Here is a 25,690-nt window from a genome sequence, read left to right as displayed (position 1 = left end):
AGTCATTATCCTCCTTTTTTCTCACATTCAAATATTGTTCGCTGTATCTGTTTTGTTACGATAGTGCGTAGATCCGTTTGACCATAAAATCGAAAAAACGCTGATTCCAGTTCTCTGACAGCCGTTCGGTCAAGTCTGCAATCAACACCACAGCGAGGTCCACCAGCTTCTGGACACCTGAAGGGAGTGCGTCCGGTCCAAGAGCATTTAACGCTCCTGTTAACTCATCCAGTTGCTGTGGACTGAGTTTGTGATGCAGTCTCTTAATGCCGAGCTGCGCTGTAGAAGGATCTGCTACATGCCGCAGAACTATCATTAGATCTGCCGCCAGATGACTGCCAAGCCGGTGTGCCCAGAGCAAATCGCCGCGGAGATACGCGGTTTCAAATTCCAGAAGACTGAAAGTGAAACCGGAAAGGATCCTCGTAATCTCTACATCCGACATGGGGAAGCTCTCTGCCTTGTAGTTGGCAAGACAACCCTCGGGATCATGCAGGACAAGGATTTGTTCGGTTTGTTTCAGACTCTCCGCAGTCACTGTATAAAGATCGAAATGCAGACCGTCTTCAAACACGCCAACAATTTGTGGTCCTACGAAGTTAGCTTCCGACCAGAATATCAGCGGTTTATAGCTCTCCATATAGGATATTCTGCGCGCTAAAAAATCCGTCAATCCCTCGCTGTGGACCAAGCAGTACAAATCAACATCCGAGTAAGCATCCTGCTCTCCTCTGGCATGTGCGCCTTTCAGAAATACCGCCCTGACTGCCGGATCATCCTTTACGGCCAAGCCTACCTGACGGATTGCTACGTCTTGTTTCATTCTCTCTTCCCCCTGCAATGTGTAGTATGATCTGAACATAATCTTTCTTTTTTATAAAAAGTGAGAAATATTGTGGCGCTGGTGCGTCTTATATACAAATAAATTAATGGGAGGCACTGGATGAAGGCACAGGACAACGACGAACAAATCATTGCCGAAGTGCTGCAGGGCAACCGGGAGGCCTTTGCGGTACTCGTAGACAAATACAAGTCGAGCTTGTATGGTCTGCTGCTCGGTATGGGCGCCAGTCACCAGGATGCACAGGATTTGGCCCAGGAAACATTTATCAAAGCATACCAGAAACTCCGCGAGCATCATGGCCAATCAAGCTTTGCCGCTTGGCTGTACGCCATTGCGATCAACCACTTCAGGTCACTGAAAAGACGGAAATCCCCAGGCCTAATAAGCAGCACCTTGCTGCAGGAGAAGGATCGCGGGCCAACCCCTGAAGAGCAATATATGCGCAAGGAAGACGAGCTTGAAATGCACCGGAAATTGTCCAAGCTTCCAGAACGTTACCGGATTGTACTGCTGCTTCGCTATACCAATGAATTATCCTATGAGGAGATCTCAGCGATAACGGGAATGCCGATGCATCAGGTCAAAAATTGTCTCCACCGCGCCCGTCAAAAGCTGAAGAAACAATGGCCGAAATCCAGGGAGGGTTCCAATGAAAAAATGGGCTTACACCAATCACAATGACTTGTCCGGCACTGATAACGATCTACTGACGGATTCACAATTGTATACAAGCTCTAATCTAGCTGATGATTTCACAGAGCGCGTTATGGAACAAGTTCGCAATACAGAGATACAGCCCGCCTCCGGGCAAAAATTATCCGAGATATCCGGAATGCAAACGGGCCGCACCCTAAAAAGAGGTTTAAAGTGGGGCAGCTCTGTTGCTGCAGTGATAGGAATTGCTTCATTACTGTTTTTCATTGGCAAATCAGGTACAGTGTCAGAGACGTTGTCCACCCCTCCACAGAAACCGTTCCTCCTTGCCAACCAGTGGGCAAAGCTTGGTCTGCTGGACGCCAAAATACTCGGAGTGGTGCAGCACCCTGGCATAGAGAAAACCGATAAAGGCTATACCTTTGTCCTGCAGGACGTAGTGGCTGATCCTACCCGTTTGGTGCTTAACATTAGCATTACGGATAAAACCGGACATGCTGCCAACGACGCAATGTCCAAATTTAATACCAGCCAATTGGAAATCCATGATGAACAAGGACACAACATCGGAGAACTTAAAGAGATCATGCCCTTGGCCAGTGACATTTATGGAAACTCTGGTCAAGCCTCTCTGCTGTTGACTTACGTATTCCCTGATGAAGGCCCAGGAAGCACCGTAGTTATTCAAGGCAATATTCATGAACTGGCTTCAAACAGCAAAACAGAAAAGGTAGTCACCGGAGACTGGAGCTTTAGCTATGAAGCAGATATGACCGCAGCACAGGCATTATCGGTAACCACAGATTTGAAGGACCATGTCTATAAAACACCGGATGGGATGAAGCTGGAGATGGATCAAGTGATGCATACACCTGCAGGTGTCACACTGAAATTCAACACCTCGCTTACTGGAGAGGCAGCCAGCCTTATTTCTGCCAATTCCACTAATTTTAGCCACGATTTTGGGGTCATGTTCCATTTTGAGGGAGAGAATGGTGAAGAACTTTCAAGAATCAACAGTTACATCTCCGGAGGTATTATCGACACTTCCTTCGGCTACACTGTCAGATCAACAGAACAAGCCGGCAAGCAGCACTGGACCTACTATTTCAAGAGCCTTCCATATGACAGCCGGCAAGTACGGTTCATCCTGGATGGTTACAATAGTCCTGTCAAATCTAACGATTCAATGACGTTCCATCCTCATGAGCTTAATGAGAAACCCGCAGTATTTAGTGCTCAAGGTGATGTGCTGAAGGTGAACAAGATGGAGATCAAGGAAACCAAGGATGAACCGGGAATATCCGGCTGGATGTCGGTCAGCGGCGAATTCACCAACAGATTTTCCAAAGACAAGTGGGTCGCCCTCGATGGTCAAGGAAAAGAATACAAGGTTATTTTTAGAGGTGCTTACACTATGGATGAGAAAGTCATATTCGGTGAGACGGGCAATCATGCAAATGAAGCCTATCTTATAGCCAAAGGCATGACTGAACTGCCCGAGGAGCTGACGCTCCGCCGGGTCATAACGGATAAAAGATTTACCGATGTGAACTGGAGCTTTGATCTGCCAAAAATCGAAGTGAAAAAACCTTGAGTTTGCTTCTATTCTATTGTGGATCTGGAACTTCTGATCGGATATGCCATTTGATGTAGTCATCTTTCAGGATGCTGTACACCTCAAGATCGACGATTCCTTTGCCTGACCATACACTGGCTTGTCTCAAAGTTCCTTCTTTCATGAAGCCGTTTTTCAGCAGCACCTTTTTGGAAGCCCTATTGGGGGGCATTACTTCAGCTTGAATCCTATTGATATCCGCATCATTAAACAAGTAACTTATCAATAGGGATAACGCTTCTGAAGCAATGCCTTTCCCCCAATGGGCTTGCTCCAAAAAATAGCCGACCGATACCATATTTACTTTCTGATTAAAATCAAATGCCTCGATAATACCAAGCAATTTGTCATTATCATTACAGCTGAATATTTATGTAATTGCATCCCTCTTCATTTATTGTCTTTGAACACTCCCGCCACCTGTAGAGGTGGGGGATTCTTGGGTCATTGCTTCCTTGAAGCAAAATGTATCGATTTTCTCAAATGTGAAAAATCGTACACCAAGCGATCCCTGTGGTTCCCACAGTTCTTTGCAAGACGGTTAAACCGCCATCATTATAATATTCTGTGCGGCATTTTCATCACGATCATGCGTTGTATCACAACCTGGGCAGACCCATTGCCGCACTGAAAGATTTTTCACTTCGGGGTTGATGAAGCCACATACAGAACATGTTTGGCTGGTCGGGGCAAAGGTATCCGAAATCTTAACCGTGCGTCCGTACCATTTCGCCTTGTAGGAGATTTGGCGTTCGAACTCACTCCATGACGCATCGGCGATAGACTTTGCCAGTTTGTGATTTTTGAGCATATTCGCCACGCGAAGGTTTTCTATACTGATCGTTTGGTTTTCACGAATCAGTTTGATTGTGAGCTGATGCAGAAAATCATGGCGGCAATTGGCGATCTTCTCATGAATGGAAGCGACCTTTTGCTTGGCTTTGTGCCAATTAGAGCCGCCTTTGCTACGGCGAGCCATACGGCGTTGCCAATAGGCTAACTTCTTTTCGAAATGGCGATACCACTTGGGATTTTGAACCCGAAATCCATCGGAGCAGACGGCAAACTCTTTAAGCCCAAGGTCAACACCAATCTCTTTGCTGGCTTGAGGCAGGGGCTTAACGTCAACTTCACAGACGATGGATACGAAATATTTCCCAGACGCATTCCGGCGAACGGCTGCAGACAGGATGCGTCCCTCTAAGGCTCTGGAATTGGCAAAGGGCATCCATCCCAGCTTGGGAAGCTTGAGTAGACGTTCTTCCACAGCAATGTTGCCGTTGGTATATTTCGTTGTGTAGCTTTGGACAGGGTGTTTACGGTTTTTGAAACGTGGAGCTTGATTCTGTTTTTTGAAGAACCGATCAAAACTATCTGCCACGTTTCGAACCGATGATTGCAAAGCAATGCTATCCACGGTTTTCAACCATTCGAACTGTTGTTTGAGTGCAGGAAGTTGTGTGGCACAACGATTGTAGGATAAGCCTTTGCCTTTCGCCTTATAGGTATCATTCCATAAGCCTAAAAATGATTGAACACAAAACGGCAACACCCGAACATCTGATGAATGAGTTGCTGTTGTTCATTTGTAGGAAAGATACGATACTTATAGGCTTTATGAATGAGCATGCCAACACAACCTCTTTCGATGAAGTATATAGGGTTATTATAGCACATGCGTTCGTTTTCTTTGCAAAAAACACCGATTCATCCCCAACCTATAGAAGGTGGGGTGTTCTCGGCTTTCTTTGATAAATAACTTATCACACTTGATACTTTTTCCTGCCCCAATCTAATAAAGCATTGACCGATCTCCAGGGATCAGGTAATAATATACATATATAACATCAATAACGCAGAAGAAGAGTAAGTAGACATATGTGAGAGGACTTGCAGAGAGCCGGTGGTAGCTGCGAACCGGTGTCCGGCATATGATCGAATGGACTTTGGAGTTGCTTTCCCGAACCGTCGGCTACGATGTTGTAGGGAAATGCCGGGCATCCCGCCGTTATCAAGGGAGCGGTCTCGAGATTATGTATTCAGCGATCTCCGCACCGTATAGCGAAGACTGGAACGCTTGCAATTCATGCAGCGGGACGGTCATTTAAGGTGGTACAACGACAACTTCGTCCTTATGGGACGGAGTTTTTTTGCATGGATAAGGGGGTGATGGCCATGGAGGATGGCTGGTGGTGGCGATTTATAATTTCTACACAACAACATTATATCAGGAGGTTTTTTAACGATGAAAGAACGTGTACTCACAGGAGATCGGGTTACCGGCAAACTTCACCTTGGCCATTACGCCGGCAGCCTGCAGAACCGGGTTATTTTACAAGATCAATATGAATCCTATGTATTTCTGGCGGATGTTCAGGCACTGACGACCCATTTCGATAGACCCGAATTGATCCGCAGCCATATCCGCGAGATTATGCTCGATTATTTGTCTGTAGGCATTGACCCCGGCAAGACAACCCTTTATGTACAGTCCATGATTCCGGAAATCGCCGAGCTGACAATCTTCTTCTCTATGTTTGTTACGGTGAATAACCTGCGGCACAATCCAACGGTAAAAGCAGAATCGAAAAACAGCAGTCTGGATGAAATGTATTATGGTTTCCTCGGTTATCCGGTAAGCCAGGCGGCCGATATTGCCTTTTGCAAAGCCACCATCATTCCTGTTGGTGAGGATCAGCTGCCGCATCTGGAGCTGGCCCGTAAAATTGTGCGCCGGTTTAACGAGCTGTATAAGCCTATATTTGTGGAACCTCAGGCGTTGATCAGTGAAACACCCCGGCTGATTGGCACAGACGGCAACGCGAAAATGAGCAAAAGCCTCGGCAACGCCATAACGCTCGATGCTTCAACGGAAGACCTTGCCCACAAAATAAAAAGAGCAGTGACAGATCCAGCCCGCGTTCATAAAAATGATCCCGGGCATCCGGGTATCTGTCCAATTTATGCTTATCACCGGGCCTTTCTTCCGCAAGACGCCGCTGAAATCCGCGAAGGCTGCGAACGCGGGTCCATCGGTTGTTCGGCCTGCAAAGAACGGATCACCTCCGCGCTGGAAATGCTTCTGGCACCGATGCGGGAACGCCGGGCCTATTATGCGGCCAGACCAAGGCTTGTCGATGATATACTAATGGCCGGCACCCGCCATACCCGGTCTCTGGCCCAGGAAACGATGAACGAAGTCCGCGAGGCGATGAGCCTTGATTATTTTAAATAAACTCGAGATGCTTTCAACGAAGGATCTGGAATAGATGACTTAACAGCTGAATAATTGTGAATAGCAAAGAGGCCGCTTCAGCAGCGGCCTCTTCTTGTTATTACATATAAATATCAACTACAGTACCTTCTGCTGTGCGCAGATTTTCAAAGTCTGCCTGTTTGATCCGCAATCCTCCAAGACGATAAGGGTTGGCAAGCCGTTCGGCCTGAACCTCCTTGCCGCCTACGGTTACAGAGCGGAGATTGCCTTCTGCACAGTGGTAGATGAACGATACCGGTGAACCGCCATATTCGAAGTCAAAACGGGTTCCATCGAGTTCATCCGGCAGTACAGGATCAATGATGAGATCACCGCCGTCCTCACGGATACCGAGCACGTTGGAGATCAGCTGATTCATGTAGATTCCGGGACCGCTGGAATAAATTCTCCAGCCGCCTTTAACGGCTACCGAACCATTCCGCAGCTCATTGAACCGCTCCTGCGCTTCGTAACGGTTAGCAAATTTCCCGTCCGAGCTGCTGAAGTAGGCATTGCTCTGACGCAGTTCAGCATTCGGCACGGCATCGCGGATCCCAATCGGATTAATGACCGCCAGTCCGTTCCATACCTGATCCCGCTTGCCGATCTTCGCCATAGCTTCTACGAACCGGATATGCGCATGCACATATTGAAGTCCGATTTCGCGTCCGAAATTAGCCGCCTGCTCCGCCCGTTTAAAATGCGTGCTGACTCCGCCGGCATATTGCGCCGGATGGTTCATCAGCCGCACACCATCCGGGCAGAGGAATTGCTCCAGGATCAGCTTGTAATGCGACTCCATTTGCTCTGGTGTGAGCAGCTCACCGATCATGCTGCGGGTCATCGGCAGCAGCCGGTATTGAATACCGGTCTCCTGATCGTCTGGATGAAGCATAGGCTTGGCATCCTGCGGATCTTCGAAATACAGGAAGCCTGGAATCACTTCCGTTCCCAGCATGTAACGGTTGAAATCACTTTTGATCCCTTCCGCCATCTGCTTCAGCTCATTTGACCAAGCTTCATCATTGCTCTGCAGCACTCCGGATAAACCGAGCACAGTCTGATAGGTAAGTGCAACTGTCCAGCTGCTGACCATATACTGCTTCAGCTGTGCGTTCGCCGGCTGGAGCGTATCATCCCAATCCCCGTCGCCGTAAGAAGACAGGAACGTATCATGCAGGAAGTGAGATTTAATGTAATCCAGCTCTTTGTTGGCATGTTCCCGCAGCGAAGCTGTCGTTTCCGTAAAGTCAAAGCTGTGCTTGCGTGTATATGGAATCTGTTCATCCAGTACAGCAAAATCAAGGGTTGCCCGCAAGTAATCCCCCAGCACTTTAAGCGGCCAGACAATAATATCGCCGTGGCTTTCTTCCTGCTGAATGGATGTGTATTTGTCGAACATGAACCACTGTGGCCAGCTGCCGTCATCTTCATACTGATGGGCAAACACGGTCAGCAGAATCTCGCGCACCTGCTCATATTTGTGTGTGGCGAGGAAATATTCCACCGGTCCCTGGCACACATCACGCGTCCCCCATGCTGCGCCCCCATACTGCTCCAGACCATGAGGCACTGAGTAATGGACCAGCATATTGTGAGTATACCACCAGGCCAACGCATTCACTTTGAACAGTCCGCCTTCGACTCCGCTTTCCTGTGTCAGCTTGAAACCATTCATGACACCGGAGAAAAACTCACGGTAACGGGTGATTTCTTCTGTGACGGGTTTACTGGAGAGCGGACGTTCTTTGCCATCCAGCAAGCCCTGTAATGTCAGCGTCCACTCTGCGCTTTCCTCCAGTTCAAGCACCGCAAGCGAAGCACTGCCCTGAACCGGTCCGTCTGCCAGCAGACTTTCATCTCCCAGACGGTAAGAAGCCCCATCGAGGAACATCTTGTAAGTGAGCTCCGGATATACCTCAGCACTCGTTCCGGACTTCTCGCCGCGGAGGCTGATCACTCCGTTCGGATCCTGAGCCATTTGGTAAGGCACCTCATACTCGGCCACATTCATCGTAATCTGGTTGCTGACGAGGAAACGGTAGGCTTGGCCGCTTACAGATCGCACATGCAGCTTTACTTCCGGTGAATCAACTGTTGTATAGTTGGTAATTACAAGCGTGTCGGAAAGAGTTTTATAGTACCAGCGCACGTAGTTAAAGCCGATTTCAAATAGCGACGGCATCGTAAGCATACGGTATTGTCCATCCATTTCCACATAAATACGCTGTCCTGAAGTCTTGTACACATTCAGCGCGTTACGGGGGTTGGACATCATTTTATTGAAATTCGTATTACCGACTACCACCTGGGAATTGAAAATCCCATACATATACGAGGTTGTGGTCATGACCTCAGCACCCAGATGAGCATTGTCCCCGCTCATCAGAATATGCCCATGCGGACGTTCGACCAGCAATTCCTTACGCTTGAGCACAATATGCTCATAGGTGCCGGTAAAGAAGGCCAGCAGCTGGCCGCCATCACGTTCTTCCTCAAATCTCTGCGGGAACAATGAGTTCAGCTCTTCTTCAAGCATGTCTACAGTTTGCAGCGGAGCTCCAAAACGTGAAGATAAGGAGGTCTGATTCAGCCAATGACCTGTTTCCTGAACATCTCCCAGGGCTTCAGCCTCATCCCACGCTTGACGCAGTGCCGAATGAAATTCCAGCTCTGTAATGGCTGCGGGATGGTCTTCACGGAACAGTCCGTAAAAAGTAAAACATGCAGCTCCATCCAGTTGAATTTTCTCGGATTTCAACGCCGTATAGGCAAATTCATATTGATAAATCTCATTGGCCAGCTGTTCCTGGTACAATGCTTCTGGTTTGTCGGTTTCCTTGTAGGATAATCCGAAGAACTGGAATCCATCAGTGGAATATCCGGTAGCTCCGGTGAGAGCACCTTGCTGCAGGTACGGGAACTTGCCGCCTTGCGGCTGATTTTGCCGGGAGCAAACCACATATCCATACTTCTCATCCTCAAATACCGCATGATCAATATATTGCGATAAATAGGCTTCATTACTGGTGACAGCTGCGGGGGAAGCAATCCCCACATCTTGACTATAGATGACGTCCAGCAGCACATTGCTGCCTTCAGCCTTCACATCCCAGAACCACACCCCACGGCTGGACAAAGTAAATACCACCTGATAACGGATATCCGCCAATAGCCCTGGGACATCCGGACCCGCAGTAATTTCACCTTGCCACACCAGGCGTTTGCCATCCTGACGGAAACGGCTGCTCGATTTCACACCTAGCAGCGGAAAGACCTGAATGCCATCCTGCAGGTGCAAACGCGCATAAAGATTTCCGGGCGCACCGTCTACGCTATTAGACAGCAGCTGATTGATCATCATCGTCCCGCCGACAGCCTGGTACAGGTCGCCGCTTTCCAGGAAAGTAAAAGTCAATCCATCCTCGTGAAGCGACAGCTTGGAGCCAGTTCCTGTTATAGTTGTCATTTCTACTCACTTCCTTATCTGCTGCGGCAGATTGCCGCTATTCGTCAGTATTTGTGTTTAACATTTCGCATTATTTAAGCAAACGGAAAGACGCTGCCTGAACATCCTTGCTGCTAGCGCCGATGAACAGGCTGAATTGGCCGCGGTCACTGCTTACGGACAAGTCACTGTGGTGATAGCGGAGCATACTTTCGTCAATCCGGAAGACAACCTCGCTGCTTTCTCCCGGAGCCAGTTCGACCTGCTTGAAGCCTTTCAGCTCTTTAACCGGGCGGACTACCTCTGCCGATACATCACGGATATAAAGTTGAACCGTTTCTGTTCCAGCCATCTTCCCGGTATTTGTGACAGTCACCTTCGCCTCAATCGGCTGATCAGCCTTCATTGTCTCCGCTGAAAGTGTAAGTCCGTCATAGGAGAAATCCGTATAACTTAGACCGAAGCCAAATGGAAGGAGCGGTTCGTTAGGAATATCAAGGTACTGGGAAATATAACGGTTGCCTGTCTCTTCTTCCGGTTTGGGACGGCCGGTGCTGAAGGAGTTATAATAAACCGGAATCTGGCCAACGGAATAAGGAACGGACATACTGAGCTTTCCGGATGGATTAACCTTTCCGTATAACAGATCTGCCAGCGCAGCACCGCCTTCACTTCCCGGGAACCATGCTTCAAGTACAGCATTGGCAAGATCATACACACCATGCAGATCGAGCGGGCGGCCGTTAAACAGGACTACAGCTAAAGGTTTGCCCAGCCCTTTCATCAGCTCAATCAGTTCCAGCTGCGCCTGCGGCAATTTGATATTACTGCGGCTGCCGCCTTCACCGCTCATCTCTGAGGATTCACCGACCGCAAGCACGATTACATCGGCATCTGCGGCTGCTTTCAAGGCCTCATTACGCTGAGACTCGCTGATCGAATCGATGCCGCTTCCCTCGGCAATAATCACATTGCCCGGATTTTCGCTGAGTATACGCATGGATTCTCCAAGCTTGACCGCCGTCTCTTTAGAACCCGTCCAGGACCACCAGCCCAGAATATCTCCGCTATTCGCAAACGGACCAATCAATGCAACCCGTTGCTCAGGCGCCAGCGGCAGTACACCTTCGTTCTTAAGCAGTACACTGGATTTCTCGGCAAGCTTGCGGGAAACCTGGCGATGCTCGGCGGAGAACACAATCTCGCGTTCAAGAACCGGATCCGCACCACGCATTGGATTCTCGAACAAGCCCAGCTTTTCCTTCAGCTTCAGAATCCGCAGCACTGCTTCATCAATCAGCGCTTCATCCACAAGGCCTTCTGCCACCAGTTCCGGCAGATGGTTCACATAGCTTGTAGTCATCATATCGATGTCGACGCCACTCCAGATTGCCTTAAAGGCGGCTTCTTTTTCGTCTTCGGCAGCACCATGGGCAATAATTTCCTTAATGGCCGCCCAGTCTGAAATGACGATTCCCTCAAAACCCCATTCTTCACGCAAAAGGCTGCGCAGCAGCTTGCTGTTTCCGGTAGCCGGAATCCCGTCCACAATATTAAAGGAAGTCATCACCATCTCGACTCCTGCGTCTACCGCTGCTTTATAGGCCGGCAAGTAGTATTCGCGCAGCTGGCGTTCTGACAAGTCGACTGAATTGTAATCACGTCCGCCTTCTGCCAGTCCATAAGCTGCAAAATGCTTCACGCAGGCTGCAACACGGGAAACATCATTTCTCAGGTCATCCCCTTGGAATCCCTGTACAAATGCCTTGGCAAATACAGAGTTCAAATAGGGATCTTCACCGGTTGATTCCATCACACGGCCCCAGCGGGCATCCCGGACCAAATCCACCATCGGCGCAAAAGTTACATGAAGTCCTGATACTGCAGCTTCACGAGCGGCAATTTCTGCACTCTGTTCAGCGAGTTCCGGGTTCCAGGAGCAGCCGATCGCCAGCGGAATCGGAAAAATCGTCTTGAATCCATGTACAATGTCCGCCATAAACAGCAGCGGGATGCCGTGTCTGTTATTCTTCAGATGTTCTTTCTGCACAGCCATCATTTTCTCTGCACCGGCTATTCCAAGTACGGAACCAGCCGCAAGTTTTGTCTCACTGCCGATACCGAGCTCCTCCATAGGTCCGGTGATTTCCGAATGATCGCCCGGTTCGTCATAAAAGGGGGCTGCGAGCTGCAGCAGCTGCGCTATCTTTTCTTCAAGTGTCATGTGCTTAACATATTTGTGATAGAGATGTTCAGTCATGGTTGTATTCCCTCCACCGAAACGAAACGTTTCTATTCTATTATCTCTTTATTTATATGGTCTTTTCTAGTATATGTTATCTCTTTTTCATAAACGTTTCTATTAATTTCGACAGCAATACGGAGCATTAAGAGTGCCAGAATCTTCTCTTGCCCGATAAATAACCGGAAGCTTGCCGCCGCGCTAGGCCAAAAACTAAGCGTTCGGCGGGATTATCGCATCCAGCTCCGATTAACTGTTGATTTTAACCGAGCTCCGTTCAATCAGTTCGATCTTGAGCTTGTAGAAATCGTTGACCTCATCTCCGTTCAACCTTTGGAACAGCAGATGTCCGGCCAGCGAACCGGATTCGTACATTGGTTGACGAATGGTGGTCAGCCTTGGCTGAAGATATTCGGCTAACTGGATATCGTCAAATCCAATGACCGAAAGATCATCCGGCACGGAAACTCCGGCTTCCTCCAATGCCTTCATTCCCCCGACTGCCATTTCGTCATTGGCATAAAACACCGCCGAAGGCAGCTCACCCTGCACCAGCATCATCTTCGTTGCTTTATAACCGCCCTCACGGACAAAGTTGCCGCTCAGCTTCCACTTCGTTTTTTCATTTAGTCCCGCCTCACGCATGGCACGCAAATACCCCTGATAACGCAGTGCATTGTCATAAGAGTTCGCAGGCCCGCTAATATAAGCAATGGAATGATGCCCTTTTTCAATCAGATAATGGGTCGCACTGTAACCACCCTGTTCGCTGTCTACCACTACATTAATAAGGCCTTCACCGGAAATGAGACGATCCATCACGACGATTGGAAAACGCGCACCCGCAGCAGCGTGAAGAAGATCTACTGTAATATTATGAGCCAGCACAATAGCACCATCTACTCTTTTTTCGAGTAAATAACGCACAGCCGTGGAATCTTTTCCACCCATCGAACTGCAGGCAATCAGGTCATAGGAGTTGGATAGCGCAACATCCTGAATGCTGCGGATGAGCTCCGAATAATAAGGACCGGACAAATCCGTTAATATGAGTGCAATCGTATTGGTCCGGCTCCGCTTCAAATCCATGGCAAAGCCGTTTTTTTGATAATTCAGCTGTCTTGCTGCTGCCAGAACTTTTTCTCTCGTTTTTGCGCTAACCTTGCTGTCCCCGCTCATCGCATACGAAGCCGTGGACAGCGCTACCCCCGCCAGCTTGGCCACATCCTTGATTGTTGCCATCCATTTCAACCCTTCCTAAGCCCTGCATTATTTCTCTCTATACTATTTTATGCCAGAGATCGTATATCCTTCTATGATATGCTTCTGGAAGAAGATAAATATGATAATAATTGGAATGACCATAAATGCCGCACCGGCCATCTGCAGTCCAAACGCTGTACCATATTGGCCTTTCAGCAAGGACAAACCTACTGAGAGTGTATACAGTTTCTCGTCATTGGCGATAATCAGCGGCCACAGGAAGCTGTTCCAGGCCCCGATAAACGTCAAAATCCCTTGCACCGCAAACACCGGCTTCACGATCGGCACCATCAGCTGGAAAAAGATCCGCAGTTCGCCCGCTCCATCCAGCCTTGCCGCTTCCAGCAGATCCATCGGAATGGTAGTCATAAACTGACGGAACAAGAATATCGCAAACGCCCCTACCAAGCCGGGCAGAACGATACCCGCCATCGTATTTACGAGATGCATTTGATTAATAATCAGATACGTCGGGATCATGGTTACTTGTGATGGAATCATCATCGTACCCAGGATAATAAAGAAGAACTTATTTTTGCCCGGAAAATCAAATTTCGCAAAAGCATAACCGGCCATCGCATTCAAAAACAGTCCGGCGAAAGAACATAACACGATAATTAGCGTATTTTTCAAATAAATTAGAAAATCCATCTTCACGAACAAATCCCGGTAGTTGTTAAACGTTGGGTGTGCCGGGAAAAGCGACGGTGGAATCACCGTAAATTCATTCTCTGGTTTAAAGGATGAACTGATCATCCAAATAAACGGCACCATCATCAGAAGTCCTCCGACAACGAGCAGGGTAATCATAATTCCTTTTTCCATCTTCTTCATCTTCAGTGCCATGCTAGTTCCCTCCTTCTTAAGCCATCAGCATCACGCTGAAGCTTAGTATTCCACTTCTTTCTTTTTGACCGCGAATTGGATAAGTGTCGCAATAATAATGATGATGAACAGTATGAATGAACCCGAAGCCGCATAACCGAATTTGCTCAGCTGGAACCCGTTATTGTAAATAAAGAGCGCCATTGACATCGTTGCATTCAGCGGTCCACCTTTTGTCATCACGAGCGGCTCTTCGAAGAACTGAATCCAGCCGATCAGGGTCGTAATGGTCACAAAGAAAGTAGCGAATCCAAGCAAAGGAACAGTGATGTAGCGCAGCTTCTTCCAGCCGGTTGCACCGTCGATTTCCGCAGCTTCATAATACGAACGCGGAATCCCCTGAAGGGCCGCCAGGAAGATGATCATATTGAGACCAATTGATTTCCAGAACGCCAGCAGGATAAGTGAAAATTTCGCCAGCACAGGATCTTGGAGCCATTGCTGCGCAGGCAGGTCAAACCAGGAAAGAACATAGTTAAACAAACCGTACGACCCGTTGTACAAATAACCCCATACTACGGCTACGGCCACAATGTTGGTAATGGAAGGCATATAATAAATCACCCGGAAGCTTTTAAACAGCCAGCCTGTTCCGTAATTCAGCAGCAATGCAACCCCCATGGAAGCAATAACCACGCAGGGAACCCCGACCACAACATAAATAAGTGTGTTGTACATCGACTTTAAGAAAATAGGATCTTTGAAAATATTAAAATAGTTATCAAAACCAATTGCACTTATATTCGAATAATCCGCAAGCCCCACCAAATCCATATCCGTAAAACTGATGACCAGTGCGATAATTATCGGGATAATCGAAAAAAGGGTCAGCAGGATTACCGCAGGCGCGATAAACAAATATGGATACTTATGCTTGTTCCACTGCTTGACAAATGAACTCACAACATCACACCCCTTCGCATTCTTTCACTTCCTTCCGTGTGGAAGGATATACAGGCATAATGCCGGAACCTCCGTAAAAAAGAGATCCCGGCAGTCCGCCTGACACAATACTTCAATAATTATTTGTTGCCCAGCAATTCATTCGCTTTGGCGTTCAGCTTGTCCAGCTCGGTTTGTGTATCTGCACCGCCCATGGTAATCTGCTCGAAAGCAGCCATTGCAGCCTGTGCAATTTCTTCATATTCTCTGACCGTTGGAGCCGGACGGGAATTTTCAAGCTGTTTACCGAACGCTGCAATCATTGGATCCTGAAGCGCTTCGTTCTTCCAAGCTGCTTTGAGTGCCGGCATGGAGTTAGAAGTTTCGAAATACTTCAGCTGTGCATCCTGTTCGGCCATGAAAGCAATGAATTTTGCAGCTTCATCCGGATTTTTACTGTAGTTGAAGATGGACAGATCAGCACCGCCAATGGAAGAGGTGTTGGTTACTTTGGCAGGCAATGTCGTTACAGCCCATTTTCCGTCAATTTCAGGGTTTTTCTCTTTTACAGTCTGGATCATCCAAGGACCGCTGATGAACATAGCCATCGTTCCGTCTTTGAATGCTGCTACAGTATCAAGGTCAGTGCCTTTAGGCGACAATCCTTCATCGTAGAAGCTTTTCAGAAAATTAACAGTTTCCACATAGGCCGGTTGATTAAACTGTGGCTTACGGTTGCTATCAATAATATCGCTGCCGTTCTGCCAAGCAAAAATTACAGGGTAGATAGAGTCTTTACCTTCAATCGGCAAGGCATAATGTCCGGCTCCGCCTTTTTCCACCAGCTTCTTGCTTGCATCCTTCAGCTCGTCCCAAGTTTTTGGACCTTCAGGGTATCCAACATCACCAAGCATATCGGTGCGGTAGAACAGCGCCCGTGTCTCAACATAGAATGGGATACCAACCGTCTGGTCTTGATATTTCGTCGTTTCAACGGCTCCGTCAAAGAAGTTCTCCGGTTTCATGCTTGGATACTTTTCGATGTATGGAGTCATATCTTTCAAAGCTCCGGCAGCGGCGAATTCAGGAATCCATGTGGTACCCATCTGAATAACGTCCGGGCCGTTTTTGGAAGCGACTGCGGTCAGCAGCTTATCATGTGCGGTATCCCATGGGATCGCTTGCACATCCACTTTGATGCCAGGATTTTTTTCTTCATACATTTTAGCAATAGGATCTACGGTATCAGATGTACCCATGAACCATACTTTAAGCGTCTTGTTATCTCCCGATGCTGCATTGTTGGAATTGTTACCGCAACCCGCCGCAACTAATGAGAAGCTCATCAACATTGCCATCATCGTAACTCCAGTTTTTTTCTTCATTTCTCTTTCACCCCTGTTTTAGTATGAGCAAAACTTAAAAAACTATGATAAAAGCCCTTACATCGAAACGTTTCGATTATTATCGAAAAAAAATTCGAATATTATCATTCTTTTTCTTATTCCCCGAGGTAGTTACAGGTAATATTAACCAAAAAAATGTAGGATGAAACCAATTTTCAGACATTTTTCGAGTTGAATGAGCATTTCCGAGAACATATTGCTAATTCATTCGATGGTTGATTCGAATCGTTTCGATAGCCCTATTATAAATCCATGTGTTAGCGATTTCAAGTGGCTTATTAAAAAAAACAGATTTTCACAGCCAACTCAAGGACGCAGTGTTAATATCTGGATTTATCTCAGCTTTTAAAAAGTAAATAATGGAATCCGCTGTATAAATCTTTACAAAAAAGGACGTACTGTACAAAACTCAGCGCGTCCTAATTGTATTGCAGCAGACTTGAAATAACCTGACTGCCCTTCTAATTAATTCATTAATTCGTTGAAATTTGGTTAGCATTAACCGATTCCCGGCAGATCAATTCCGGGACAAGTTTCAATGTTCTGCCAGCTCCGCCGTTCATCACTTCAAGCAGCATTTCAGCAGCGAGTGTCCCCATACGTTCGTACTGATGCCGCACTGTAGTCAGCGGCGGGTTATTATATGCGGTAAAAAATGCTCCATCATAGCCCATTACAGAGATATCCTGAGGCACGGAGATGCCTTTGCGGGCAAGCTCCATAACCGCGCCCATTGCCATTAAGTCATTTGCGCAGCAAACCGCCGTCAGCTCAGGTGCCCTTGCCAACAGTTTCAGGACTGCCACCGCTCCGCTCTCCCCGCCAAAATCTCCATATTCCAGTTGGGCGGAATCATGGAGAGTCCCTGTTTCGGTTAAAAATATCTCGCTGAAGCCCTTGTAGCGTTCCTCGCATATGCTTACATCCGGGGGGCCAGTAATATAGCCGATTCTTCGATGTCCTTGCCCAATCAAATAGGCGGCTGCTATTTTCCCGCCTTCCCGGTCGTCAGAAGCAACCAGTGAGCAGCGTGGTCCTACAGCCGAGCCAAGATTTACAGAGGGAACCTGCAGCTTTACCGCTTCCTTGATGAGCGGGTGATTCTTGGCAAAGGGTGGCATAAATACACAGCCTTCCAGATTTCTCATCCGCACCCATTCGGTTAAGCTGTTGGGCTTATACTCCGTAAAGGGCACTGAGAAAATTAGAATCTCCTTCTGGTAGAGCCGTAAGGCCTTTCTTAAGGTGGCAAAAATATCGTCGAACTCACGAATCGACTCCTTTTCCATCTCCGGCATGAATACACCAACCAGGTTGCTTTTACGGGTGACCAGCTGCTTGGCACCCAAATTGGGGACGTATCCAAGGGACTGGGCCGCTTCTTGCACGCGGGCTATGGTTTTCGGATGTACACCGTAACTGCCGTTCAACGCTCTGGATACGGTACTGACCGATAAGCCCAGCTTTTCCGCAATATGCTGTATCGTCACTTCCAAGCTGATCTCATCCTTTTGCGGCTTCCGCCAAGATTTTACCCGCCTCCACCTTCAAGAGCGTTTCCACATGATAGTCCTTTCCGGTTTCCTGCTCAAGCTTGCGCAGAGCTTCGCGCTGAGTGTTAGTTGCGGGTTGATGCTCTATGAGCGCGGCCAGATTGTCATGAGCGATTTTCCGCGCAAGGACAGGATCCTCAATCAGCTCAAGCATTTGGTACATCGCGGCTATCGCCTGTTCTTCACCCGCTATTCCATACCCGGAGTCTGTGCTCAGCATAAAGCGGTCGGGGAACTTTTTCATGACAGGAATGAATTGTTCCGGTGCACCTCCCCCAGCTGGATTATAAACAGAGAACCCGGCAAAAAAGTCAGCATATAAATTGGGGTGTGCGGAAAGCAGCCGCTCAATCTCTTCCGGTGTATTGTAGGCATTTATATGCGCAAAAATCATCATCGTGTCCGGATGCTCTTCCAGTGCCTGCTCCAGCTTCTCAACCGGCATACCGCTAGGCGGATCAATGTGCAGCAGCACCGGCACCTTGTATTCTGCGGCCAAATCATAGATTTGCGGAAGATAGCCATCGAGAGGATGATTGGCCTTCCAGGCCACCCGGGATACAACCGGGGACATCGTGGAGGCAGCAGCGATTTCGCCAATGCCCATATATCCCTGCTCCAGATTATTTCTCACTACCGTCAGGCTCTCTACGCGATGCAGGTCAAATCCGCAGAAATACGGAATAATAGTCTCCGGGTGCTCCTGATAAGCCTTCCATGCAAACTTATCGGAAATAACGGCACTCGGCTCAGACACATCACCAAACAGGACTACTTGCTGCACTCCATGATCTTTCCAAGTCTTTAGCATAATCATATACTTCATTAGACTGGCATCATGATTATGGGCGTCGATAAGACCCAGGTCCTTATACTTGGCAACTAAATCTGTCAGCGGATTGTCTGCCTGATCGGGAGCAATGCTGGCTTCTGCAGCGGCAGGTTCCGCTGTATTGGGCATAGAGGACTGTATGGTCTGTTCCAACACAGGGTCTGCTATATCTTTGGCTTGCTCATTCCGCAGATACAAACCAGCCAGTGCTCCGAGTACAATAATAGTACCGAGCAGCCACACCACATTTCTGCGCATCATGATCAGATACCTCCTTATTTTCGGAAACGTTCCCGATATTTACGATAATTATAATTCTATATCTATAATATGTAAATGTCATTTTCGGGAACGTTTCCGACATAGTTGTCAAACCAGCCGCCGGCGGTTCTTTTGTAAACCACCGTGGCCGTCTGTATCCTACACTTGTTTTCTGTAGGCCTTGCCTTCTTTTATCTTTTGTACTTCATACATATTTACCGTTGTGCTGATGATAAAAGCCGGTTTCTCTTGGCCTCTGCTGTTGCGGTGGCCCTGGATATGCGCATCACTTTTCTCCCAATTCTTCCACGCTTCCTCTGATTCCCAGCGGATCAGGAGCAAGACCTCCTCGTTATCCCTGCTCTTCTTGTTCAGCGTAACGCTGATATCAATGAGCCCTTCCATTTCCTCCAGCGCCCCAGGTGCACTGAACTTTTCAATCACTTTATCGCTGTTCCCCTTCTCAATGACGATGGATCTGGTCTGAATAAACATCAATGATTCCTCCTATGATGCCATAAGCGCCTCTAGCTCTGCTGCTTTTGCTTGGCATATTCTCTTGTTTCAACTCACTGTTTTATTCTAATTGATAATCGTTATCATTTCTAGTCGGATAGAAAAACAGTCTTTCTCTATTGAATAGGTGCATACTTCTTTTTTAACTGAACTCTCTCTTGTACGAAGTTTCAGGCAAATATATACTCGGTATAATTACAACCATCCTTTACTGGAGAAAGTTGGCCTGTTATGAATGTTCAGGTCAAACTTGCGGATACAAACGAAGCTTATATAATCAAAAATCTCTATCCTTTATACTTTCATGATTTATCCGGTCACTATGGACTTACGGATGGCCCCGGCCTTAACAGGCACGGCATCTTCGAAGACAGCCAGGAAATCAGAACTTTGGCCGATCAATACGAGGTGCAGAATGTTTGGTGGGAGAAACCGGGATGCCTGTATCCTTTTTTAATCAAAGTGGGTGCTGTGCCTGCCGGCTTTGCATTCATCGCTACCCCGCCTTATTGCGCCAAAGGTGTAAACTACTTCGTAAACCGGAAAAGAACATCACCGGAAAAAAGTTCTGGAGAAAGACCGTATCGGGCTATGCAAATGGCAAGTATGAAGAGAAGCTTGAAACGACCGTTGACGGCCCTAAGATGGTATTTAGATTTAATAATGGAGACAGACAGGAGCTATAGAGAATGGAAATTATAGGCGAGCGAATACAGCTAAGGGATTTTTCCGACAGCGACCGTACTTTTTTCGGGGAATTGGAGGGCCATGAGCTGACCACCCGTTTCGAGAACCACAGACCGGATGCCGCACAAATTCAAAAGGATTTTGAAGCAGCTTTATCACATGCACAGTGCACACCCCGTGAACATTTCAATTTGATCATTTGCAGAACTGCAGATAACATACCCTTAGGTGGCATCAGCCTTAAGCTGAACTGGTCAGAAATCAGGGAATGGGAAATCGGCTGGGCGCTGCATCCGGATTATTGGCGGCAGGGTTATGCTGCGGAAGCGGTTAGGCTGATGACCGGCTATGCCTTTGAATCTCTTCAGGCCCATCGAATCGTAGCATATGCCAATGCTGATAACGTCCGCTCTGAGAACCTGATGATCCGTGTGGGCATGATCAAAGATGGCGTACTCCGGGAGACAAGATATTGCAATCAAACCTGGTGTGATGAGCTGATCTATTCGATGCTTGAAAAAGACTGGGTCCAGCTTAATCTATAGGGCAGCAGCACTCCCTCAAGTATTCAATGATACCTCTCATTTACAGGGATAAAAGGAACAGGGTCAGCACGACTATGCTGACCCTGTTTATTACTATATAGATTGAACTTAAAAACTTGAGAAAAGGGAAAGGAGCAACGGAGGGGAATTTGGGAACTGGAGGAACGGTAGTGTCCGCCTGAAAGCTTTCCGAAGGAAAGCTAGCATCGAAAGCATAAGCAGTCTTCGGATTTCTACCGCTATAGCGGTTAAAATCAAGAAATTTGAAGACAACAGCGGCCGGAAGTCCAAATATTCACTGTAGTTGCGACTGGTCCTGAAATCTAAAACCACAAGTTCAATCTATATAGTTTCAGTGTGTACAAGGCAAAGGTTATTGATTAACTACAGGAATCTTAAGCTTGATCTCCGATAGGCCCTCTTCCTCTGATCCAGTCTTAATTAACAGCTCCATAGACCTTGGGTTATCCAAAAGATTGCTGCTGAGCAGATAACTAAAACCCTCATCCGTCCCGCCCCCGGAGTACGAGAGAAGCCGACCTACTCCCTTTTTCGTCTCAGAGGCAATTTCCGTTCCCCTGATCGCCACAAACAATTTGTCTCTTATCTGCCATTGATCACGCTCGTTCTCCTGCAACGCCAAATTCACCCGGGTCATTAAGGGGGAGAATTCAACCTGGGTCAGCGTTATCTCATGCCCTTCCAGTGTAAAAGTCTTGTCCGGATATACGGTTTGGGTTGGATGCTCCTTAAACTTGGAAGCTAAAGTAAAACTGATTTTAAGACTGGGAGAATATTGTACATCTTCATAAGCAATTTCCGAATTGGGGTCCTCCATCATGCCAGGGTCTACCAAAGCAATTTTAAAATCCGCTTCCAGCTGTTCAGGGAATGGCTTGTTCCGGTCAAGATCAAACGTGCTCCGCCCGATGAATTTACTGTAACTCTTCACACCCGGTCCCCTAAAATGGCTGGCCACCCGCATCGTATCTTTCAAATAACTGTTCGTTGCCTTGTCTTCAAGCTTTGCACTATTAATACTGTGAATCTCCTGAGCGTTATCTGTGGTAGCCGTATATAGAATAATAAGCTTATTCTCGTCCGCAGTAACGGCGTTCAAGGTCACCGTAAAGCCTTCGCTGCTCACCGATTTGTTGATCTTTTGAATATATCCGTTTCTAAGTCCGGAATAAACGGTTTCGTCGTCGACATCAAATGAAGAAAGATCTTTGAAATCCTCCAGCCCTGTCCAGTCAATCGTTTGCAACGGCCGGGCCGTTTGCGGCTCTGACTCGAGATAAGGAAGGACAAACAGCAGAATGGCGACCGCAGCAGCTGCGGCAAATCCCATGAATGTGCTTCTGGAGAATAAAGCCATCTTGCTTTTTCGCTTACCCCTCTCAAGCCCCTGTTGAACCGCAAACCTTATCGCGCTGCTCTGCTGCTCCAATTCCACTTCTACCTGCTGGTGCATCTGAACCGCGTTTGATAGCAATTCCTCTTCTTCCTTGTTACTGATCATTCCAGTCACCCCGATTCCTGATAATCGTCCTAAGCTGCTTAAGCCCTTTATGCTGCCAGGTTTTGATTGTCCCTTCCGGCTTGTTCAACAATTCCGCAATCTCTGTCAACGTCATGTCATTATAGTATTTAAGCAGCAGCACATGACGGTACTTGGGTTTCACCTGTTCAAGCGCCCAGAGCATTTCCATCCTGCTGGTATTATGCATTGTAACGGGCTCCTGCATCTGTTCGTCCGCTGTCGGAACACTGCGCTTGCGTCTTCTCTGCTCATCTATGCAGACATATATCAGAATCCGGATGATCCAAGATTTAAATGCCTTGGGATCTTTCAGCGTTTTCCGCTTGATCCACGCCCGGCAGGTCATTTCCTGTACCGCTTCCAGCGCATCGTTCCGGTTGCCCAAATAACTGTAAGCTATACGATACAGCTGCTCGCTATGCTCTATCACAGTGTCATAGAACACAGATTCTTCCCGCGACACTGTACTGCTAACCCTCTTCATCTCTACCCCGGACATTGTCATCTTTCCTCCTACTCCCCCTTACCTTACATAGTTAAGACGGGGAGAACACGCAAACAGTTTTCTTAAATTGTAATTTATCCTTTTCTTCATTCCGTAAAGTGGAAATTGACAAAAAAAAGCCGTAAACCCCGCCTTTCAGCGGGACTACGACTTTTCGATAAATGTATGTTATAGCACCCAGTTTCCTTTACGGAATACGGGTTCAATGGTACCATCCGCCAGTTCGCCGTCGATATCAAGCTCAGCTGAGCCGACCATGAAATCAACATGCGTCAAACTTACATTGGCGCCTTTCGCCAGCAATTCTTCGCTGCTTAGCCCAACGCCGCCTTCAATATTGACAGGGTAAGCACTACCCAGCGCAAAATGGCAGGAAGCATTCTCATCGATGCCTGTATTATAGAATACCCGGCTCATCCGGGAGATTGGCGAGTCGTGCTGCACCAGGGCCACTTCGCCCAGGTAGGAAGCACCTTCATCCGTTTCCAGAAGAGAAGTCAGATGCTCATGCCCGGACTCGGCATCGTATGCGGTAACCTTGCCGTTTGTAAAAGTAACGGTGATGCCATCCACTAGACGCCCGTTCAAATTCAGCGGAAGGGTACTGGCCACTGTGCCGTTGACGCCTGTGCGACGCGGCATCGTGTAGATTTCTTCCGTAGGCATGTTCGCTACGAAGTATACACCGTTGCCATTCTCACCGCCGCCGCCGCGCCACAAATGGCCTTCAGGCAGTTCCACATGCAGGTCCGTACCGGGGGCGCGGTAATGCAGGCTTTTGTAGCGCTTGGCATTCATCCGGTCCTGGCTTTGCTTCAGCTGGACAATATGCTCCCGCCAGGCTGCAACAGGGTCCTCACTGCCTACGCGGTTCATCTGGAATACCGCTTCCCACATCGCTTCCACTCGTTTTTCTGCTGGAAGATCGGCAAATACCTTATCCGCCCATGCACGCGTCGGCGCTTTGATGAGGGACCAGCTGATTTTATTGTTCCGGGTATAGTTCTGATATTTCTTCCGCGCCACTGCAGCAGCCTTGACGGCTGTTGACACCTTCGAGGAATCAATGCCGCGGAAAAGCTCCGGATCGGGTACTTTAATATGTAAGATAGCTCCACCCTCTTCGGCAAAACCCTCCAGCATATCCGCATGCCATTGCGGGTAATAACCAAAAGAGTCTTCGGGAGCCTTTTCGTAACGGATGCGCGTAACCGCCTCATCATCCCAGTCCACCATGACGTATTTAGCACCGGCCTCATAGGCTTTGCCTACGATCAGGCGCGTAAGCTCGGCTGTCTCCAGGGGAGAATGGATCATCAGCACTTGTCCAGGCTGTACATTTACTCCGACCTTCACAACGAGGTCCGCATATTTCTCCAGCATCACTTCAAAATCCTTCATGACTTCTTTTCCTCCATATCTAAGATTGCTGTAGTTCTACAAATCCAAACGAACTGCTCTTGTTATTTTAACGCAAAATGATCCTCGTTGCGATTCTTTATGCTTTGACCTCTACTGTTGCTCATTCCACACCAGTTTACCGGAGTAAGTACCGGATTCGTCAGACTGTATCCTAATAAGCGCCCTGCCAATTTCAGTATGATTGCTGTAGGCAGTAAGGATCAGTTCACTCTCCCTATTCTTGCTGGGTAATGGCGACCAATAAATCGTATCTCCGGATGCAATGGCCGTCTCCGTTCCGAGCTCATGCACCACATAATCCGGCGGAGTCCAGCGAAGAAAACTGCCCTCTGTTGTCTGCAGCCTGATTTCATCCGCGCCGTCAGCCGTGATCTGTATCGGAAATCCCGGCGACCTGCTGTTGGTCACCCGATAGTCCCCGATGGGGAACTTAATTTCCGGCTGTACCTCTTGCGGCTCACCGTTTGCCGCGTACACCGTTACCGTGAAGATGTCTGACAGGAAGGGGCGTTGACCCGGCTGGCGCTGGCCGTTACTCTGGATCAGAAACAAACTAAGCAGTGAAAGAAGAACCAGCGCTGCGGCGATAATGGATACGGCAGGTTGTAGTCTATAACGGCGGGTTAGTGCAGGCTTACCTGTATCCGATTCAGCTTTTTCCTGAACGGCTTTCTTCACTATCCCTTCTGCAAGCTCTGTTGAAGCCGTAATTTTCCTCATCCCATTCACATATTTATTCATCCTCCATCCCTCCCATTACGGCTTTCAGCCGCTCTCTTGCACGCTTCAGCTGTGTGCGGACTGTACCTTCTTTATACTGCAGCATTGCGGCAATCTCTGCCGTGCTGTAATTTTCGAAATAATAGAAATGAATGACTATCCGGTATTTGACGGGAAGCTTCAGCACTGCTGATACCACTTCCCTATCCTCCTTTTCAGGTATGGGCAATTCCGGTCTTTCCATAGCAGAGATGTACCTTTTCCATGGGCTTCGCAGCATGTCCTTACACCGGTTAATGGTGACTTTTATCATCCATGCGCGTTCATGATCCTGATCTGCAAACTCAGGATGATGCTGAAACAGTCTGATAAAGACATCCTGGCAAATATCCTGCGCGTCAGCCATATTCCTGACATAAGCTAAGGCCAGCCGCAGTACCATGTCCGAATGTTTCCGGACCATTTCATTTATGTATTTCTCAGTGCAGGGCAACTGTTTCTCCAATCTCTCTCCCCCCCTTCACTGATAACACGCCGGAACCCGCGAATATGTTTCACTTCTTCACAAAAAAATACGGCCCCGTGCAGGAGCCGCTGTCTGCTTCTCA

21 protein-coding genes and 2 pseudogenes are annotated in these 25,690 nt (G+C 48.0%); 6 read left to right on the top strand and 17 right to left on the bottom strand.

What is annotated here, in order from left to right; all coding sequences use genetic code 11:
* Positions 1 to 55 precede the first annotated feature (55 nt).
* On the bottom strand, positions 56 to 823 hold the full coding sequence (locus MHI45_RS33725; RefSeq protein WP_076112727.1) for a nucleotidyltransferase domain-containing protein: 768 nt from the start codon (positions 821 to 823) through the stop codon (positions 56 to 58).
* Positions 824 to 943: 120 nt separating this feature from the next.
* Between MHI45_RS33725 and MHI45_RS33720 the strand changes: the two genes are divergently transcribed.
* The gene (locus MHI45_RS33720) at positions 944 to 1,525 is read left to right on the top strand and encodes an RNA polymerase sigma factor (RefSeq protein ID WP_076112726.1); all 582 of its coding nucleotides are present in this window, start codon (positions 944 to 946) and stop codon (positions 1,523 to 1,525) included.
* Entirely contained in the window at positions 1,494 to 3,095 is a 1,602-nt protein-coding gene (locus MHI45_RS33715; RefSeq protein WP_076112725.1) for a DUF4179 domain-containing protein, read from the top strand. The genes MHI45_RS33720 and MHI45_RS33715 overlap by 32 nt, the downstream gene beginning before the upstream one ends.
* Positions 3,096 to 3,108: 13 nt before the next feature.
* Here MHI45_RS33715 and MHI45_RS33710 read toward each other — a convergent pair.
* Positions 3,109 to 3,486 (bottom strand): annotated as a pseudogene (locus MHI45_RS33710) (GNAT family N-acetyltransferase); the annotation flags it as partial.
* Between the two features lie 171 nt (positions 3,487 to 3,657).
* Positions 3,658 to 4,745: pseudogene (gene tnpB, locus MHI45_RS33705) on the bottom strand (IS200/IS605 family element RNA-guided endonuclease TnpB).
* A gap of 302 nt (positions 4,746 to 5,047) precedes the next feature.
* Here tnpB and MHI45_RS33700 point away from each other — a divergent pair.
* Together MHI45_RS33700 and trpS are read left to right on the top strand one after the other, a co-directional pair.
* Entirely contained in the window at positions 5,048 to 5,224 is a 177-nt protein-coding gene (locus MHI45_RS33700; protein ID WP_179091812.1) for a hypothetical protein, read from the top strand.
* 137 nt (positions 5,225 to 5,361) lie between these two features.
* Entirely contained in the window at positions 5,362 to 6,351 is a 990-nt protein-coding gene (gene trpS / locus MHI45_RS33695; RefSeq protein ID WP_076112724.1) for a tryptophan--tRNA ligase, read from the top strand.
* Positions 6,352 to 6,451: 100 nt separating this feature from the next.
* On the opposite strand, the gene MHI45_RS33690 is transcribed toward trpS, so the two are convergent.
* The 9 genes from MHI45_RS33690 to MHI45_RS33650 all read right to left on the bottom strand — a co-directional run bounded on the left by MHI45_RS33690 (position 6,452) and on the right by MHI45_RS33650 (position 19,639).
* Complete coding sequence (locus MHI45_RS33690) at positions 6,452 to 9,841, bottom strand: GH36-type glycosyl hydrolase domain-containing protein (protein WP_076112723.1); 3,390 nt, start codon at positions 9,839 to 9,841, stop codon at positions 6,452 to 6,454.
* Positions 9,842 to 9,911: 70 nt separating this feature from the next.
* Positions 9,912 to 12,080 (bottom strand): beta-glucosidase BglX, encoded by a 2,169-nt coding sequence (gene bglX, locus MHI45_RS33685; RefSeq protein ID WP_076112722.1) that lies wholly within the window; start codon positions 12,078 to 12,080, stop codon positions 9,912 to 9,914.
* Positions 12,081 to 12,311: 231 nt separating this feature from the next.
* Positions 12,312 to 13,304 carry a LacI family DNA-binding transcriptional regulator gene (locus MHI45_RS33680; protein WP_076112721.1) on the bottom strand — a complete coding sequence of 331 codons (993 nt, stop codon included), beginning with the start codon at positions 13,302 to 13,304 and terminating at the stop codon, positions 12,312 to 12,314.
* A gap of 42 nt (positions 13,305 to 13,346) precedes the next feature.
* On the bottom strand, positions 13,347 to 14,171 hold the full coding sequence (locus tag MHI45_RS33675) for a carbohydrate ABC transporter permease (RefSeq protein WP_341118666.1): 825 nt from the start codon (positions 14,169 to 14,171) through the stop codon (positions 13,347 to 13,349).
* Positions 14,172 to 14,213: 42 nt separating this feature from the next.
* Complete coding sequence (locus MHI45_RS33670) at positions 14,214 to 15,113, bottom strand: carbohydrate ABC transporter permease (RefSeq protein ID WP_076112720.1); 900 nt, start codon at positions 15,111 to 15,113, stop codon at positions 14,214 to 14,216.
* A 119-nt stretch (positions 15,114 to 15,232) separates the two neighbouring features.
* Positions 15,233 to 16,477, bottom strand: coding sequence for a sugar ABC transporter substrate-binding protein (locus MHI45_RS33665; protein ID WP_076112719.1), 1,245 nt, complete (start codon positions 16,475 to 16,477; stop codon positions 15,233 to 15,235).
* Positions 16,478 to 16,971: 494 nt separating this feature from the next.
* Complete coding sequence (locus MHI45_RS33660; protein ID WP_256718202.1) at positions 16,972 to 17,988, bottom strand: LacI family DNA-binding transcriptional regulator; 1,017 nt, start codon at positions 17,986 to 17,988, stop codon at positions 16,972 to 16,974.
* Positions 17,989 to 18,001: 13 nt separating this feature from the next.
* On the bottom strand, positions 18,002 to 19,144 hold the full coding sequence (locus MHI45_RS33655; RefSeq protein ID WP_256718198.1) for an amidohydrolase family protein: 1,143 nt from the start codon (positions 19,142 to 19,144) through the stop codon (positions 18,002 to 18,004).
* A 159-nt stretch (positions 19,145 to 19,303) separates the two neighbouring features.
* A complete protein-coding gene (locus tag MHI45_RS33650; protein ID WP_076112717.1) occupies positions 19,304 to 19,639 on the bottom strand; it encodes an antibiotic biosynthesis monooxygenase in 336 nt (111 codons plus the stop codon).
* A gap of 252 nt (positions 19,640 to 19,891) precedes the next feature.
* On the opposite strand from MHI45_RS33650, the gene MHI45_RS33645 reads away from it, so the two are divergent.
* Together MHI45_RS33645 and MHI45_RS33640 are read left to right on the top strand one after the other, a co-directional pair.
* On the top strand, positions 19,892 to 20,362 hold the full coding sequence (locus MHI45_RS33645) for a hypothetical protein (protein WP_076112716.1): 471 nt from the start codon (positions 19,892 to 19,894) through the stop codon (positions 20,360 to 20,362).
* Positions 20,350 to 20,892 (top strand): GNAT family N-acetyltransferase, encoded by a 543-nt coding sequence (locus MHI45_RS33640; protein ID WP_076112715.1) that lies wholly within the window; start codon positions 20,350 to 20,352, stop codon positions 20,890 to 20,892. The genes MHI45_RS33645 and MHI45_RS33640 overlap by 13 nt, the downstream gene beginning before the upstream one ends.
* Before the next feature lie 373 nt (positions 20,893 to 21,265).
* On the opposite strand, the gene MHI45_RS33635 is transcribed toward MHI45_RS33640, so the two are convergent.
* From MHI45_RS33635 to MHI45_RS33615, 5 genes are all read right to left on the bottom strand, one after another.
* Entirely contained in the window at positions 21,266 to 22,414 is a 1,149-nt protein-coding gene (locus tag MHI45_RS33635) for a DUF4179 domain-containing protein (RefSeq protein WP_076112714.1), read from the bottom strand.
* Complete coding sequence (locus MHI45_RS33630; protein WP_306080840.1) at positions 22,404 to 22,934, bottom strand: sigma-70 family RNA polymerase sigma factor; 531 nt, start codon at positions 22,932 to 22,934, stop codon at positions 22,404 to 22,406. Before MHI45_RS33630 ends, MHI45_RS33635 begins: the two co-directional genes overlap by 11 nt.
* Before the next feature lie 174 nt (positions 22,935 to 23,108).
* Complete coding sequence (locus tag MHI45_RS33625) at positions 23,109 to 24,341, bottom strand: aminopeptidase (protein ID WP_076112713.1); 1,233 nt, start codon at positions 24,339 to 24,341, stop codon at positions 23,109 to 23,111.
* A 111-nt stretch (positions 24,342 to 24,452) separates the two neighbouring features.
* Entirely contained in the window at positions 24,453 to 25,103 is a 651-nt protein-coding gene (locus tag MHI45_RS33620; RefSeq protein WP_076112712.1) for a hypothetical protein, read from the bottom strand.
* Positions 25,096 to 25,587, bottom strand: coding sequence for a sigma-70 family RNA polymerase sigma factor (locus tag MHI45_RS33615; protein ID WP_083675798.1), 492 nt, complete (start codon positions 25,585 to 25,587; stop codon positions 25,096 to 25,098). Before MHI45_RS33615 ends, MHI45_RS33620 begins: the two co-directional genes overlap by 8 nt.
* Between the last annotated feature and the right edge of the window lie 103 nt (positions 25,588 to 25,690).

Source organism: Paenibacillus sp. FSL H3-0321 (assembly GCF_038002865.1).
GTDB lineage: Bacteria > Bacillota > Bacilli > Paenibacillales > Paenibacillaceae > Paenibacillus_AQ.
The sequence above is the reverse complement of the archived record's forward strand: the minus strand, read 5'-3'. Positions and strand labels throughout refer to the sequence as shown.

Bases quoted from the DNA above. Each gene is read 5' to 3' on its own strand.
- MHI45_RS33625 (WP_076112713.1), bottom strand. From the start codon at position 24,341: ATGAAGGATTTTGAAGTGATGCTGGAGAAATATGCGGACCTCGTTGTG.
- trpS (WP_076112724.1), top strand. From the start codon at position 5,362: ATGAAAGAACGTGTACTCACAGGAGATCGGGTTACCGGCAAACTTCAC.
- MHI45_RS33635 (WP_076112714.1), bottom strand. From the start codon at position 22,414: ATGATCAGTAACAAGGAAGAAGAGGAATTGCTATCAAACGCGGTTCAG.
- MHI45_RS33725 (WP_076112727.1), bottom strand. From the start codon at position 823: ATGAAACAAGACGTAGCAATCCGTCAGGTAGGCTTGGCCGTAAAGGAT.
- MHI45_RS33720 (WP_076112726.1), top strand. From the start codon at position 944: ATGAAGGCACAGGACAACGACGAACAAATCATTGCCGAAGTGCTGCAG.
- MHI45_RS33620 (WP_076112712.1), bottom strand. From the start codon at position 25,103: ATGAATAAATATGTGAATGGGATGAGGAAAATTACGGCTTCAACAGAG.
- MHI45_RS33675 (WP_341118666.1), bottom strand. From the start codon at position 14,171: ATGGCACTGAAGATGAAGAAGATGGAAAAAGGAATTATGATTACCCTG.
- MHI45_RS33630 (WP_306080840.1), bottom strand. From the start codon at position 22,934: ATGTCCGGGGTAGAGATGAAGAGGGTTAGCAGTACAGTGTCGCGGGAA.
- MHI45_RS33640 (WP_076112715.1), top strand. From the start codon at position 20,350: ATGGAAATTATAGGCGAGCGAATACAGCTAAGGGATTTTTCCGACAGC.
- MHI45_RS33650 (WP_076112717.1), bottom strand. From the start codon at position 19,639: ATGTTTATTCAGACCAGATCCATCGTCATTGAGAAGGGGAACAGCGAT.
- bglX (WP_076112722.1), bottom strand. From the start codon at position 12,080: ATGACTGAACATCTCTATCACAAATATGTTAAGCACATGACACTTGAA.
- MHI45_RS33690 (WP_076112723.1), bottom strand. From the start codon at position 9,841: ATGACAACTATAACAGGAACTGGCTCCAAGCTGTCGCTTCACGAGGAT.
- MHI45_RS33665 (WP_076112719.1), bottom strand. From the start codon at position 16,477: ATGAAGAAAAAAACTGGAGTTACGATGATGGCAATGTTGATGAGCTTC.
- MHI45_RS33680 (WP_076112721.1), bottom strand. From the start codon at position 13,304: ATGGCAACAATCAAGGATGTGGCCAAGCTGGCGGGGGTAGCGCTGTCC.
- MHI45_RS33715 (WP_076112725.1), top strand. From the start codon at position 1,494: ATGAAAAAATGGGCTTACACCAATCACAATGACTTGTCCGGCACTGAT.
- MHI45_RS33700 (WP_179091812.1), top strand. From the start codon at position 5,048: ATGATCGAATGGACTTTGGAGTTGCTTTCCCGAACCGTCGGCTACGAT.
- MHI45_RS33655 (WP_256718198.1), bottom strand. From the start codon at position 19,144: ATGATGCGCAGAAATGTGGTGTGGCTGCTCGGTACTATTATTGTACTC.
- MHI45_RS33645 (WP_076112716.1), top strand. From the start codon at position 19,892: ATGAATGTTCAGGTCAAACTTGCGGATACAAACGAAGCTTATATAATC.